Source organism: Diaphorobacter sp. LR2014-1 (assembly GCF_002916785.1).
GTDB lineage: Bacteria > Pseudomonadota > Gammaproteobacteria > Burkholderiales > Burkholderiaceae_C > Diaphorobacter > Diaphorobacter nitroreducens.
Map to the genome: position 1 here is coordinate 60,471 of NZ_MTBE01000002.1, position 13,195 is coordinate 73,665.

Here is a 13,195-nt window from a genome sequence, read left to right on the forward strand (position 1 = left end):
AAAATCGCTCGAAATTTGGTCACAAGAGCTGGCCCCAGAAGGGACGCACCAAGAAAAAAGCCTTGCAGGCGACTGGCTTGCAAGGCTTTTTAGTTTGGCGGAGAGGGAGGGATTCGAACCCTCGGTGATGTTGCCACCACGCCTGATTTCGAGTCAGGTACATTCGACCACTCTGCCACCTCTCCTGTGTGTCGAAGCCCGCGATTCTAGCAGGAAATTTCAGACCGACAGCGTGGCTTGGCCGCCCATGTAGGGGCGCAGCACCTCGGGAATGGTCACGCTGCCGTCCTCGTTCTGGTAGTTCTCCAGCACCGCTACCAGCGTGCGGCCCACTGCCAATCCCGAGCCGTTGAGGGTGTGCACCAGCTCGTTCTTGCCCTGCGCGTTCTTGAAACGCGCCTGCAGGCGGCGGGCCTGGAAGGCTTCGCAGTTGCTCACCGAACTGATCTCACGGTAGGTGTTCTGGGCGGGCAGCCACACTTCCAGGTCGTAGGTCTTGGCGGCGCCAAAGCCCATGTCGCCGGTACACAGGCTCATCACGCGGTAGGGCAGGCCCAGCTTCTGCAGTACAGCCTCAGCATGGCGGGTCATTTCCTCCAGCGCCTCGTAGCTCTTGTCGGGATGCACGATCTGCACCATCTCGACCTTGTCGAACTGGTGCTGGCGGATCATGCCGCGCGTGTCCCGGCCGTAGCTGCCGGCTTCCGACCGAAAGCAGGGCGTATGGGCCGTGAGCTTGAGCGGCAGCTGGGCCTCGGCCAAGACTTCGTCGCGCACGAAGTTGGTCAGGGGCACCTCGCTCGTGGGGATGAGGTACAGCTGCGCGTTGTCGGGTACGGGCTCAGCGTCCTGACCGCCCTTCTGGGCCGCGAAGAGGTCGCCCTCGAACTTGGGCAATTGGCCCGTGCCCTTGAGCGAGTCCGCATTGACGACGTAGGGCACGTAGCACTCGGTGTAGCCGTGCTCCTGGGTCTGCACATCCAGCATGAACTGCGCCAGGGCCCGGTGCAGGCGCGCGATGCCCCCCTTCATCACCGTGAAGCGCGATCCCGAGAGCTTCACGCCCATGTCGAAGTCCAGGCCCAGCGGCTCGCCCAGGTCCACATGGTCCTTGGGGGTGAAGCCCAGGCTGCGCGGCTGTGGGCCATCGGGGCTCCAGCGGCGCACCTCCACATTGGCGCTCTCGTCCGAGCCCACGGGCACGCTCTCGTGCGGCAGATTCGGGACGGCGGCCAGCATCGTTTGCAGTTCGCCCTGGATCTGATCCAGCCGGGTGGCAGAACCGTCCAGTTCCGCCTTGATCGCGGCCACCTGGGCTTTCGCAGCCTCGGCGGCGTCCTTCTCACCCTTGCCCATGAGCATGCCGATCTGCTTGGACAGCTGGTTGCGCTGCGACTGCAACTCCTCGGTGCGCATCTGGATGGTCTTGCGCTCGGACTCCAGGGCCTGGAACGCCTCCACATTCAGGAAGGCCTGGGGCTTCTTGCGGGTTTCCAGCCGTGCGACGGCCGATGCGAGGTCTTTGCGAAGGAGGAGGATGTCTAGCATAGGCGGCGATTTTAGTGGCGCAGCCCGGCATGCTAAGAGCGTACTGGGGCGAAAGCCGCGGCGTTTCGCGCCGATAACATTGCAATGCACCACCAATGCGGGTGCATTGGCCAGGGGTCAGGAGGCAAAGCCATGTTTTTCGTGTTCGGCCCTTCGGGGCAAATCTACCGGGGTGGACCGGACAAGCTGGCGCAGGTGGCGCCGGTGCGGCGCGTGCACCGCCCCCAGGCCTTGCGCACACGCGCCCTGGACAGCGACGCGGCACCTGTTGCGACCGCAGCACCTCACGCCACGGCGCAGACGGCGACGCCCAAGCCCCTGCGCCTGCTGGAGGCCGTATCGGCCTATGTACAGACCGAGCAGGGGCCCGTCCAACCGCGTCAGCCGTTGTCGCGCGTGGGCGACGTGATGACCAGGGGCGCGCTCACGGTGGCCCCCGATCAGCGCGTGAACGATGCATGGCAGACGCTGGCCGAGCACGAAATCGCACAGGCCCCCGTGGTGAATGATCAGGGCCAAGTGGTGGGCCTGCTGCTGCGCGCCGACATGGCGCCCCTGGACCTGCTGCCCGAGCCCGGCGCGGTCAAGCAGGCCATTGAGCTCGCGCGCCGGCCGGTCTCCGAAGTGATGGTGAGTCCCGTGCCCACGGTGGCTGCGGACACGGAACTGCGCCGCGTGGCGGGCGTGCTGCTGGACACCGGCCTGCCCGGCCTGCCGGTGACGGATGAGCGCGGGTTGCTCGCGGGTTTCATCTCGCGCACCGACATCCTGCGCGCGGTGGCGGCGGACCCGCCGCTGGACCTGTGGAGTTGAGCCTCAGTCGCCGCTCGCAGGATCGGCGCTGACTTCCTCATCGGGCAGGCGGGAGGCCAGCACCTTGTCGATGGTCTTGCCATCCATGTCCACCACCTCGAAGCGCCAGCGCTCCCATTGCACCGTGTCGGTGACCTTGGGCAGCTTGCCGGTCAGCAACATGACCATGCCGCTCAGGGTCTGGTAGCGGCCGCGGTCCTCTTCGGGAACGGTGGACAGTTGCAGGCGGTCCTTGAGTTCGGGCACGGGAATGTGGCCATCCAGCAGCCAGCTGCCGTCCTCGCGCTCCACGGCCCAAGAGGTTTCAGGGTCGCGCGGCTGGAACTCGCCCGTGATGGCCTCGATGATGTCCTGCACGGTCACGATGCCCTGCACCTCGCCGTACTCGTCAATGACAAAGGCCATCTGCACGTCCGACAGGCGAAAGTTGTCCAGCAGCTCCCGGGCGTTGATGGTCTCGGGCACGTACAGCGCCGTCTGCAGCGGCTGGGTCGTCAGGTCGCGCGCCTGGGCATCGCGCACCGTGCGCGACAGCCACTGGCGCGCGTTGAGCACGCCCAGGATGTTCTCCATGCCGCCGCGCACCACGGGAAAGCGCGCATGGTCGGACTCCTCGATGCGCCGCAGGTTCTCCTCGAAAGGCTCCTCCACATCGAGGAACACCACGTCCGCGCGCGGCACCATGAGCGAGCCGATCTGCCGATCATCCAGGCGGAACACGTTGCGCACCATCTGGTGCTCGTGCGACTCGATCACGCCGGCACTCGTGCCCTCGGCCAGCACGGCGTGGATTTCGTCCTCCGTCACGGCACTGGCGGAATACTCCTTCACCCCCAGGGCGCGCAGCAGCCCCTCGGTGGAGATCGACAGCAGGCGCACGAAGGGCTTGGTGGCGAGTGCCAGCCAGTTGATGGGGCGCGCCACGACGCGCGCCACCGTCTCGGGGTAGCTCTGGCCCAGCCGCTTGGGTACCAGCTCGCCGACGACGATCGAGAAGTAGGTGATCAGCACCACCACCAGGCCCGTGGCCAGGTAGCCGGCCAGTTGCGGCTCCACCCCCAGGCCCAGCAGCCACTCGCCCAGCGGCTTGGCCAGGGCCGACTCGCCCACGATGCCGTTGAGCACGCCGATCGAAGTGATGCCGATCTGGATGGTGGAGAGAAAGCGCGTGGGGTTCTCACCCAGCTTGGCCGCGGCGATCGCCCCGCTATCGCCCTCATCGATCAGCTTCTGCAGGCGCGTCTTGCGCGCGGAGACCAAAGCCAGCTCGGACATGGCGAACACGCCATTGAGCAGGATGAGGGCGAACAGTATTGCTATTTCCATATGCAGGGGGCCCAGCGTGCCCCCACGGTGTGAAGAAGCGGAAATTGTAAAGAGGCCCACATTCTGCGGGGGATTGGCCATCCGGTGCCACATGCCCCACCCACGCGCAGGCATTGCCACATAGATGCCAAATATGCCTCCAGCGCTTATCCATCAAGCGCGAGTAGCTATCAATAATGAAGCAAAGCTGTCGCAGACAGGGTTTGTGCAGCCCCGCGACGCCCGGCTTTAGCGGGCGAAGAAGTGCGTTCAGTGTCCGCCCGGTCCGGTTTCGGGCGGGCGCTCGGTGATCTCCAGGCCCGTCGCGGTGTCCAGCTTCAGGCCCTTGGGCAGCGGGAATTTCACGGTTTCCTCGATGCCGTCCAGCTTGCGCACGGCCACCGCACCCAGTTCCTTGATCCGCGTGATCACGGCCTGCACCAGCACCTCGGGTGCCGACGCACCGGCCGTGAGGCCCACGCGGGAGATGCCGTCAAACCACTCGTGGCGCAGCTCGTCCACGCTGTCGATCATGTAGGCCGGCGTGCCCAGGCGCGCTGCCAGCTCGCGCAGGCGGTTGCTGTTGGAGCTGGTGGGGCTGCCCACCACGATCACCAGGTCCACCTGCGGGCTGAGCAGCTTCACCGCGTCCTGGCGGTTCTGCGTGGCGTAGCAGATGTCCTGCTGCTTGGGCTCGCGGATGGAGGGAAAGCGCGCGCGCACGGCGGCGGTGATTTCGGCCGCGTCGTCCACGCTGAGCGTGGTCTGCGTGACCACGGCCAGCTTCTCGGTCTGCGCGGGCTGCACACGGGCCACGTCGGCCACGTCTTCCACCAGGTGGATGCCATGGTCCAACTGGCCCATGGTGCCCTCTACCTCTGGGTGCCCCTTGTGGCCGATCATGATGAACTCGTAGCCTTCCTTGGCCAGCTTGGCCACCTCGACATGCACCTTGGTCACCAGCGGACAGGTGGCGTCGAAGATGGTGAAACCCCGCGCGCGCGCCTCGTCCTGAACAGCGCGGCTCACGCCGTGGGCCGAGAAGATCAGCGTGGCGCCGGGCGGCACCTCGTCCAGGTCCTCGATGAAGATCGCGCCCTTGGCCTTCAGGTCGTTCACCACGTAGGTGTTGTGCACGATCTCGTGGCGCACGTAGATGGGCGCGCCGAACTTGGCGATGGCGCGCTCGACGATCTCGATGGCCCGGTCCACCCCCGCGCAAAAGCCGCGCGGCTCGGCCAGAACGATTTCCTGGGGTTTTTGCATGGCGGCGTCCCGTTCAGAGCACGCCGATGAGCAGCACTTCGAAGGTGACGGGCACGCCCGCCAACGGGTGGTTGAAGTCAAAGCGCACGGCGCCGTCTTCGCGCACCTCCAGCACCACGCCGGCGTACTGGCCCGTGCCGTCGGGCGTGGGGAACTGCACCACGTCGCCCACGGTGTATTCCTCGTGGGGGTCGCCCAGCTCGTTCAGCAGCTTCTTGGCCACCCATTGCTGCATGTCGGGGTTGCGCTCGCCGAAAGCCTCGCCCGCGGCCAGCTCGAACGTGGCGCGAGCACCCTCGGGCAGGTCGATCAGGCGCTGCTCCAGCGCGGGCGAAAGCTCGCCCGTGCCGACCGACAGCGTGGCGGGCTTGTCCTCGAAGGTATTGATCACGTCACCCGCCGGGCCGGCCAGGCGGTAGTGCAGCGTGAGGAACGAGCCCTGTTGCACTGTGGGCACGGAGGACGAGGATGCGAAGGCGTCTGCGGTCATGAAAGCTCTCGATAAACTGCCGGCATTGTAGAAAACCGGGCAAGCCCCCACGGCCGTATGCCGGGGCGGCGCCCACCGCGCCATGCCCCTCAAAGACCTGCCGCTGGATGCCCAGCCCCGCGAAAAGCTGCTCGCACGCGGCCCCGCAGCACTGTCCGACGCCGAACTGCTGGCCATCCTGCTGCGCACGGGCCTGGCGGGCAAGGGCGTGCTGCAGCTGGCCCAGGAGCTGCTGGATGATCCCGTGCGCGATCCCGCCACGGGCCGCAGCGCCGGCGGCGGCTTTGGCGGCATTGCCGGGCTGCTGCACGCCAGCAGCCAGGACCTGCAGCGCATCAAGGGCCTGGGCCCCGCCAAGCGCGCCGAGCTGATGGCCGTGCTGGAACTCGCCCGCCGCGCCATGGCCCAGCAGCTGCGCGAGCGCGAGGTGTTCGACTCGCCGCAGGCCGTCCAGCACTACCTGCAGCTGCACCTGGCGGGGCGCACGCACGAGGTGTTCGCCGTGCTGTTCCTGGACAGCGGCAACCGCCTGATCGCCATGGAAGAGCTGTTCCGGGGCACGCTCACGCAGACCTCGGTCTACCCTCGTGAAGTGGTGCTGCGCGCCCTGCACCACCATGCCGCCGCCGTGGTGCTGGCGCACAACCACCCCAGCGGCAGCGTGCAGCCCAGCCGCGCCGACGAGGCGCTGACCCAGACCTTGAAGGCCGCGCTGGCGCTGGTGGACGTGCGCGTGCTCGACCATGTGATCGTGGCGCCAGGCGCGGCCCTGTCCATGGCCGAGCAAGGGCTGGTGTGAGGGCACCGGGGCGCGCGCGGCGCGTACTGGCCCAGGCGCTGCTGCTGGCCATGGCGGGTTGCGCCCCGCTGGCCACGCGCCTGCCGCCCCCGCAGCCGCCGGCCCAGGCCCCGCTGCTGCGGCTCATCGGCACCGCCACCGTGCCGCCGCTCACCCGCTATGGCGGCACCACGGTGGGCGGCCTCTCCGGCATCGACTACAACGCCGCGCAAGACACCTACCTGCTCATCAGCGACGACCGCTCCAGCCATGACCCGGCGCGCATCTACACCGCCCGGCTGCGCTACGACGCCACCGCCCTCGCCCCGCCCGAATTCACCGGCGTGCATACGCTGCTGCATGCCGGCGGCCGGCCCTACGCGCCGTGGCTGAGGGCGCACCCCGGCATGGACGTGCCCGACGCGGAAGCCGTGCGCTGGCTGCCTGGCGGCGCGCAGTTCGTGTGGACCAGCGAGGGCGACTTCAGCCGCGGCTTCGGCCCGCAACTGCGCGTAAGCCGCGCCGACGGCGCGGCCGTGCGCGATGTCGCCCTGCCCGCCCGCTTCGCGCCCCAGGCCGGCAGCGGACCGCGCAGCAACGGCACGCTGGAGGGCCTCGCCCTGGCGCCCGATGGCCGCACCGCATGGCTGTCCATGGAACTGCCCTGGCGCCAGGACGGCCCCCCGGCCACGCCCGCATCGGGCGGTGCGCCGGTGCGCATCACGGCCATCGACCTGGTCAGCGGCCAAGCGCTGCGCCAGATCGCCTACCCGCCCGACGCCGTGCCCCAGGCCCGCCGCCTGCCCTGGGGACCGCAGATGAACGGCGTGAGCGAGATCCTGGCCGATGGTGCGCACCACCTGCTGGTGCTGGAGCGCGCCTACAGCGCCGGCGCCGGCTTTGCCGCGCGGCTGTACCGCATCGACACGCGCGCGGGCAGCGACACGCTGGCGCTGGATGCGCTCACCCCCGTCAACCACCACAGCCCCCCCAAGACCCTGGTGGCCGACTTCGCCGCCCTGGGCCTGGATGTGGACAACCTGGAGGGCATGACCTGGGGCCCGTCCCTGCCCGGCGGTGGCGCAGGCGGCAGCACGGCGGGCAGCTGCGTGCTGGTCTTCGTGAGCGACGACAACTTCAACCCCGCGCAGGTCACGCAGTTCATTGCCGCCGAATACCTGGACCCCCAGGGCGGACATGGACGATGCGGTACAACCGCCCCCAGCCCATGAACGCTGCCCTCACCGCCCGTTCCTTCGCCGACCTCAAGCCCCTGCGCCGTGCGTTGCAGGAGGCCGCGCAGCAGCGGGCCGAGCGCGAGCGCCTGCGCCGCGAGGCCGAGCGGCGCGCCCGCGCCGAGCGCCACCTGTTCGCCGATGCGGTGGGCCCCGTGCAGCCGCTCAAGCGGGGACACGAGCGGCGCTGGTCCACGCCCGAGCCGCCCGAGCCCCTGCCCGTGCAGCGCGCGCTGGACGAAGAGCGCGTGCTGCGCGAGTCGCTGAGCGACGAGTTCGACGTGACCACGCTGCTGGACGTGGACGACCAGCTCAGCTTTCGCCGCCCGGGCATCGGGCTGGACGTGACGCGCAAGCTGCGCGGAGGGCATTGGAGCATCCAGCGCCAGTTGGACCTGCACGGCCTGCGCACCGACGAGGCGCGCGAGGCGCTGGGCGAGTTCATCCGACTGGCCCATCGCACGGGCCTGCGCTGCGTGCGCGTGGTGCATGGCAAGGGGTTGGGGTCGCCCGGCCGCACACCGGTGCTCAAGGGCCGGGTGCAACGCTGGCTGGTGCAAAAGAAAGAGGTGCTGGCCTTCGTGCAGGCGCGGCCGCTGGACGGCGGCGCGGGCGCGCTGGTGGTGCTGCTGCAGCCCGGGCGGCGCAGGCCGGGCGGCTGACGACCAGCACTACAAGCCAAAACAGCCTCCAGCGCTTATCCATCAAGCGCCAGCAGCTATTGTTTTAGAAGCAAAAGGCCCACGAGGGCGTGCACCACCGTGGGCCCGCCCCCGTGCGGGGGGACGCGCAGCGCTTACTTGGACAGGTCGATCTTGTACTTGGCCATGCCCTTGCCCGAGCCGTCATCGGCCGCGAGCAGCGACACGCCGGCCAGCCCCGCGGCCTGGGCCACGGGCAGCGCGTCCGCGCCGGAGCTGAACACCACGTCGCCCGCGGTCGACACCTGGGTGAAGCGCCAGCTCTTGGCCGCGCCGTTGGCCACGCGCGTGACCTGCGGGTTCTTGCGCACGTACTCGATGACCACGTCACGGTTGGCATCCGGCGAGGCCCAGATGGTGGCCGAACCGTCCAGCTTCGGGATGAAGCTCTTGCCGCTGGTGGCGCGGTAGTTGTTGGTGGCGATCACGAACTCCTGCGCCGGATCGATGGGCTGGCCCTTGTAGGTCAGGCCCTTGATGCGGCTGCCCACGGGCTGCGTCACGTCGATCTCGTACTGCACGTCCGCGGTGGTGAACATGTCGAAGTTGTAGCCGGGGAAGGTGCTGATGAGCGCCTGCTCGCCGGCCTTGGCGGGGTCGATCTGGTTGAAGCGCTTGGCGGCGGCCTCCAGCCAGTCCTTGATGTCGGCGCCGTTCACCTTCACCGCGTACACGGTGTTGGGGTACAGGTACAGGTCGGCCGCGTTGTAGATGGCCAGCGGGCCGGCCGCGACGTCGGTGAAGTCCTTGCCGCCCTGGAAGCCCGACTTGAACGGCGCGCTCACCGACAGCACGGGCAATTGCGCGTACTGCGGCAGGTTGGCCTGGATGTAGGCCGCCACGTAGGCCTGCTGCGCCTGGTTGACGATCTGGATCGCGCCGGGGTCGCCCACGTCGGCAAACAGCGTGCTCATGCGGAAGTCGGTGTTGCCGATCGGCGTCTTCACGTAGTTGATGGCGGCCTGGTGCTGGCTCTCGATCAGCGGTGCCACGGCGGGGTCGGCGGCCACGAATACGTTGGCGCCTGCGGCGTCCTTGGTCTGGATGTTGCGCAGCTCGCTCTTGCTGGCCGCCTTGTCCACGCTCCAGGCCTTGCCGTCCCACTTCAGCGCAAGCTGGATCACGCCCAGCGACTTGCCCCAGGAGCTGGCCATCACGGCAGGCACGCCATTGATGGTGCCGGCCTTGTTGTCCACGCCAGCCTGCGTGAAGGCGGGCTTGGCCGACAGGTCCGGGAACACGCTGTGCTGGTGGCCCATGACCATGGCGTCGATGCCCGGCACCTTGGACAGGTGCAGGCCCGGGTTCTCCATGGTGGGCGAATAGCTGCTGGCGTCCAGGCCGCCGTGCAGCAGCGCGACGACCAGCTGGGCACCCTTGGCACGCAGCTCGGGCACGTACTTCTGCGCGGCCTCCACGGCGCCTTCGGTGTAGACCTTGCCCTCCAGGAAGCGCTTGTCCCAGTTCATGATGCCCGGCGTGGTGAAACCGATCACGCCGATCTTGATGGGCAGCTGGACCTCCTTGCCGTCGCCGGACTTGGCCACCAGCGTGCGCTCCAGCACCGTGTAGGGCTGCACCAGGGGCTTCTTGGTCTTGCTGCTGTACACGTTGGCCAGCACGGCGGGATAGCCGTTGCCCGCACATTTCTTGGTGGCGTCCACGCCGTCCACCTCCAGGCCGCCGCCCAGCACCTGGTTCAGGAACGGCAGGCCGTAGTTGAACTCATGGTTGCCCAGCGTGCCCGCGTCAAAGCCTAAAGCGCCCATGGCCTTGTACATGGACAGCTGCTGCGTGCACGGGATGGGGCTGACCGTGGCCTCGTAGTCGGCCAGAGCCGTGCCCTGGATGGTGTCGCCGTTGTCCACCAGCAGGGTGTTGGCGAACTCCTTGCGCGCGGCGCGCACCAGCGTGGCCGTGCGCTCGAAGCCGTAGGTCTTGTCCTCAGCCAGCTTGAAGTAGTCGAAGCTGCGCACGTTGAAGTGCAGATCGGTGGTTTCCAGCACGGCCAGCGTGGCCGTGGCGGGCGTGGCGGCGGAGCTGTCGCCATCGTCGTCGTTGCCGCCGCAGGCTGCCAGCAGCGCGGCACAGGCCAGCGCGCCCAGCGCATGGCGACGGGGGAAAACAAAGGCAAGGCGCGTGGCAAATGGCTGGCCGCGCAAGAAAGTGTCCTGCATGGAAGACCCTGGTGGTGGATAAAACGCCAGAGTCTGTAGGGCGGGTTTGACAGGCATGTGACGCCGCGGGTCCACATGTCGCATCCGTCTTCACCGCCCTTGCCACCAGCGCCAATAGCTATTGAATCAATAGCTATTTCAACCGCCGCGGTTGCGCATCCAGTCGGCCGTGCCCATGAAGCTCTCGTTCAGGCGCGCGCGCAGGTCGTCGGGCACGTCCACTTCCCCCATGGCCTGGTCCATGCAGGCGACCCACTGGTCCCGCTCCAGGATGCCGATGGAAAACGGCATGTGGCGCGCGCGCAAACGCGGGTGGCCGAAGCGGCTCTGGTAATGGTCGGGCCCGCCCAGCCAACCGCAGAGGAACCAGAACAGCTTGTCGCGCGCGTCATCCAGCGTAGTGCCGTGGCTGGCACGCAGCTCGGCGTAGCCGGGCTCCAGGTCCATGAGGTCGTAGAAACGGTCCACCAGTTGACGGATGCGCGGCTCGCCGCCGATCCGCTCGAACGGTGTGGCAGGCGTGGGGGCGGACGGCGCGGGATCAGGTGCTGACATACGCGCCATTGTAGAAAGCGGGCCGGCGCCGGCGCCGCTTCCTCAGGGCTGTCAACGCTCGCCGCGCGCCTCGGCCTTGGACTGGCAGGCAATGCAGCGCGCCGCCGCGGGCTGGGCCAGCAGGCGGGCCACGCCCACGGGCTGGCCGCAGTCAGTGCACTCGCCATAGCTGCCGTCGGCCAGGCGTGCGAGCGCAGCGCGCACCGCCACCAGCTCGTCGTGGTCGCGCGTGGCCTCGGCGTCGCGCACGGTGGCTTGCGCCATGCGGTCGGCCTGGTCCTTGCGGTCGTCCAGCCGCTCGGCATCGGCGCGGTTGGTGGCCACGGCCAGCGTGTCGCGCTGGGCCTCGCCCAGTTCGGCCAGCAATTGCTGCTTGCGCTGCTCCAGCGCACCGCGCAGCTGTTCGCGTTGGGAATCGGAGAGAGGGGTGGTGTTCATGGTTTCAGCATGCCACTGGCGATACGGGACATGTTGACACACATCAAGCACCACCCTCCGCGCCACGGCCCGCCGCCTGCCAATGGCGCCACAGCGCCACCGCATCCCATGCCCGGTCGGTGGCCAGGTCCAGCACCTGTGCCTGCTCGTCGGGCGCCAGTGGCTCGGCGCTGTCCTGCTGGCGCGCGAGCACGGCCAGGCTAGCTTCCGACGGGTCGGTGCCGGCCGCGCTGCGGCGCAGCACGCGCTCGCGCAGTTGCTGTGGGTCCGCATGGCAATGCAGGATGGTGAACGGAACGCCCAATTCGCTTGCCAGCGCGCGAAAGGCGTCGCGCTCGCGCCGGTGCAGGAAGGCCGCGTCCACGATCACCGGGTAGCCTGCCTGCAGCACGGCGCGGGCCTGCTGGCGCAGGTGCGCGAAGGTGCGCTGCGAGGCCTCGGGGGTATAGATGTCCACGCCCCGCGCGGCGGAGCGGTCCAGCGCCGCCAGGCCATACAGGCGCTTGCGCTCTACATCCGAGCGCAGGCGCACGGCACCTTGCTCCAGCAGCGCGGCGGCGACGGTGGACTTGCCAGACCCCGACAGTCCGTAGGTGATCAGCAGGCGGGGGGCCAGCGGCGCGGCCAGGCGTTCGGCGCAAGCCAGATAGTCCGGCCCCGATGTCCCCGCCAGACCCTGCGCGGCACGCAGACGCGCGGCCATGGCCCGCACCAGCGCGCGGTAGATCTCGTAGGGGCGCAGCACGGCCAGGCCGGCATAGTCGCCCGTGACCGCCAGGTAGCCGTCCAGGAAGCGCCAGGCCAGGTCCGACCGGCCATGGGCATGCAGGTCCATGCTGAAGAAACCCGCGTCGGCCAGCGTGTCGATCCAGCGCAGCGGCGGGCTGAACTCGATGCAGTCGAAGGCGGTGAGCGCACCCGCCAGCAGCACCACGTTGCCCAGGTGCAGGTCCCCATGGCCTTCGCGCACATGGCCCGTGGCGTGGCGCACGGCCCAGCACTGGGCCAGCGTGGGCTGGCGCGCGCTGAACCACATGCGCAGCGCCGCCAGCCGCGCGCTCTCGGCTTCGCCGAGCAGCGGCGCCAGCGTGTCCAGCACGCCGGTGATGGCCTGCTCCACCTGCACGGCCGTGCCCCAGCCGCCATCCGGCGGTGCCACCGGCGCGCCGACGTGAAAGCGCGCGAGATGCACGGCAAACGCGTCCACCTGCGCGGGCAGCAGCGCGCCGGCGCGCACCAGGGCGTCGGCCTCGCTGCCCGCGGGAAAGCGGCGCATGCGCAGCACCCAGTCGATAGCGTTGCCGGCTTGCTCCACGCTCCCCAGGCGCGGCGCCTTGGCGCTGCCCACCACCGGCAGTATGTCCCGGTAGAGCATGGGCGCCAGGCGCTGGTTCAGGCGCAGTTCCTCGCCGCAGAAATGGCGCCGCGCCTGCAGCGTGCGGAAATCCGCAAAGGGCAGGTGCAGCGGCTTCTTGAGCTTGTAGGCATGCGTAGGGGTCAGCAGCAGATGCGACAGGTGCGTCTGCACATGCTCCACCGGCCCCCCCTCGGCCACGCCCAGGGCCCGACACAGCGCGGCAGCCAGATCGGCACTCTCGTCTGCGTCAATAACCAAATTGGCCTCCAGTGCAATACCAGCAAGCGCTGGCAGCTATTAAAATCATTGTTGACGAAGGCGCAGCGAGGCGTCCCAGGCCGGGTTGGGCAGGCCCTGGCCGGCGTACTGCTGGTTGCGCGAGTTGGAGCGCCACACGCCGCCGCCCACACCCACCTGCGGCTGCGTGCGGTACCAGTACCAGCGCCCGTCTTCGTCCTGCGCCAGCCAATCCCAGCCCTCGGGCGCCTGCGACCAGTCGGGTTCCCAATGCGGCGTGTCGTGTTGCGGCATG

Annotated in this window: 13 protein-coding genes and 1 tRNA gene; 4 read left to right on the top strand and 10 right to left on the bottom strand. The window is 68.7% G+C overall.

What is annotated here, in order from left to right; translation table 11 throughout:
• Positions 1 to 95: 95 nt before the first annotated feature.
• Positions 96 to 185 (bottom strand) — tRNA-Ser (locus BV908_RS02190).
• A 34-nt stretch (positions 186 to 219) separates the two neighbouring features.
• On the bottom strand, positions 220 to 1,548 hold the full coding sequence (serS, locus tag BV908_RS02195; RefSeq protein WP_103737083.1) for a serine--tRNA ligase: 1,329 nt from the start codon (positions 1,546 to 1,548) through the stop codon (positions 220 to 222).
• A 132-nt stretch (positions 1,549 to 1,680) separates the two neighbouring features.
• On the opposite strand from serS, the gene BV908_RS02200 reads away from it, so the two are divergent.
• Positions 1,681 to 2,361, top strand: coding sequence for a CBS domain-containing protein (locus tag BV908_RS02200; protein WP_103737084.1), 681 nt, complete (start codon positions 1,681 to 1,683; stop codon positions 2,359 to 2,361).
• Between the two features lie 3 nt (positions 2,362 to 2,364).
• Here the strand turns inward: BV908_RS02200 and BV908_RS02205 are convergent, their stop codons facing one another.
• The 3 genes from BV908_RS02205 to BV908_RS02215 all read right to left on the bottom strand — a co-directional run bounded on the left by BV908_RS02205 (position 2,365) and on the right by BV908_RS02215 (position 5,422).
• Positions 2,365 to 3,687: a hemolysin family protein gene (locus BV908_RS02205; protein ID WP_103737085.1), complete on the bottom strand. Its 1,323-nt coding sequence runs from the start codon at positions 3,685 to 3,687 to the stop codon at positions 2,365 to 2,367.
• A gap of 249 nt (positions 3,688 to 3,936) precedes the next feature.
• A complete protein-coding gene (gene ispH / locus BV908_RS02210) occupies positions 3,937 to 4,932 on the bottom strand; it encodes a 4-hydroxy-3-methylbut-2-enyl diphosphate reductase (protein ID WP_103737086.1) in 996 nt (331 codons plus the stop codon).
• 13 nt (positions 4,933 to 4,945) lie between these two features.
• Positions 4,946 to 5,422, bottom strand: coding sequence for an FKBP-type peptidyl-prolyl cis-trans isomerase (locus BV908_RS02215; RefSeq protein WP_015914095.1), 477 nt, complete (start codon positions 5,420 to 5,422; stop codon positions 4,946 to 4,948).
• 82 nt (positions 5,423 to 5,504) lie between these two features.
• Here BV908_RS02215 and radC point away from each other — a divergent pair, with 82 nt between their 5' ends.
• From radC to BV908_RS02230, 3 genes are read left to right on the top strand one after another with little or no spacing between them, the layout of a single operon-like run.
• Positions 5,505 to 6,221 (top strand): DNA repair protein RadC, encoded by a 717-nt coding sequence (radC, locus tag BV908_RS02220; protein WP_015914096.1) that lies wholly within the window; start codon positions 5,505 to 5,507, stop codon positions 6,219 to 6,221.
• Positions 6,218 to 7,432 carry an esterase-like activity of phytase family protein gene (locus BV908_RS02225; protein WP_103737087.1) on the top strand — a complete coding sequence of 405 codons (1,215 nt, stop codon included), beginning with the start codon at positions 6,218 to 6,220 and terminating at the stop codon, positions 7,430 to 7,432. Before radC ends, BV908_RS02225 begins: the two co-directional genes overlap by 4 nt.
• Entirely contained in the window at positions 7,429 to 8,097 is a 669-nt protein-coding gene (locus tag BV908_RS02230; protein WP_041838884.1) for a Smr/MutS family protein, read from the top strand. Before BV908_RS02225 ends, BV908_RS02230 begins: the two co-directional genes overlap by 4 nt.
• 134 nt (positions 8,098 to 8,231) lie before the next feature.
• Here BV908_RS02230 and BV908_RS02235 read toward each other — a convergent pair whose 3' ends face one another.
• The 5 genes from BV908_RS02235 to BV908_RS02255 all read right to left on the bottom strand — a co-directional run bounded on the left by BV908_RS02235 (position 8,232) and on the right by BV908_RS02255 (position 13,194).
• The gene (locus tag BV908_RS02235; RefSeq protein WP_103737088.1) at positions 8,232 to 10,313 is read right to left on the bottom strand and encodes a bifunctional 2',3'-cyclic-nucleotide 2'-phosphodiesterase/3'-nucleotidase; all 2,082 of its coding nucleotides are present in this window, start codon (positions 10,311 to 10,313) and stop codon (positions 8,232 to 8,234) included.
• 138 nt (positions 10,314 to 10,451) lie between these two features.
• Positions 10,452 to 10,877: a group II truncated hemoglobin gene (locus BV908_RS02240; RefSeq protein WP_103737089.1), complete on the bottom strand. Its 426-nt coding sequence runs from the start codon at positions 10,875 to 10,877 to the stop codon at positions 10,452 to 10,454.
• 42 nt (positions 10,878 to 10,919) lie between these two features.
• On the bottom strand, positions 10,920 to 11,306 hold the full coding sequence (locus tag BV908_RS02245) for a TraR/DksA family transcriptional regulator (RefSeq protein WP_015914101.1): 387 nt from the start codon (positions 11,304 to 11,306) through the stop codon (positions 10,920 to 10,922).
• 43 nt (positions 11,307 to 11,349) lie between these two features.
• The gene (locus BV908_RS02250) at positions 11,350 to 12,921 is read right to left on the bottom strand and encodes a bifunctional aminoglycoside phosphotransferase/ATP-binding protein (protein ID WP_103737090.1); all 1,572 of its coding nucleotides are present in this window, start codon (positions 12,919 to 12,921) and stop codon (positions 11,350 to 11,352) included.
• 45 nt (positions 12,922 to 12,966) lie between these two features.
• Positions 12,967 to 13,194: a hypothetical protein gene (locus BV908_RS02255; RefSeq protein WP_103737091.1), complete on the bottom strand. Its 228-nt coding sequence runs from the start codon at positions 13,192 to 13,194 to the stop codon at positions 12,967 to 12,969.
• Between the last annotated feature and the right edge of the window lies 1 nt (position 13,195).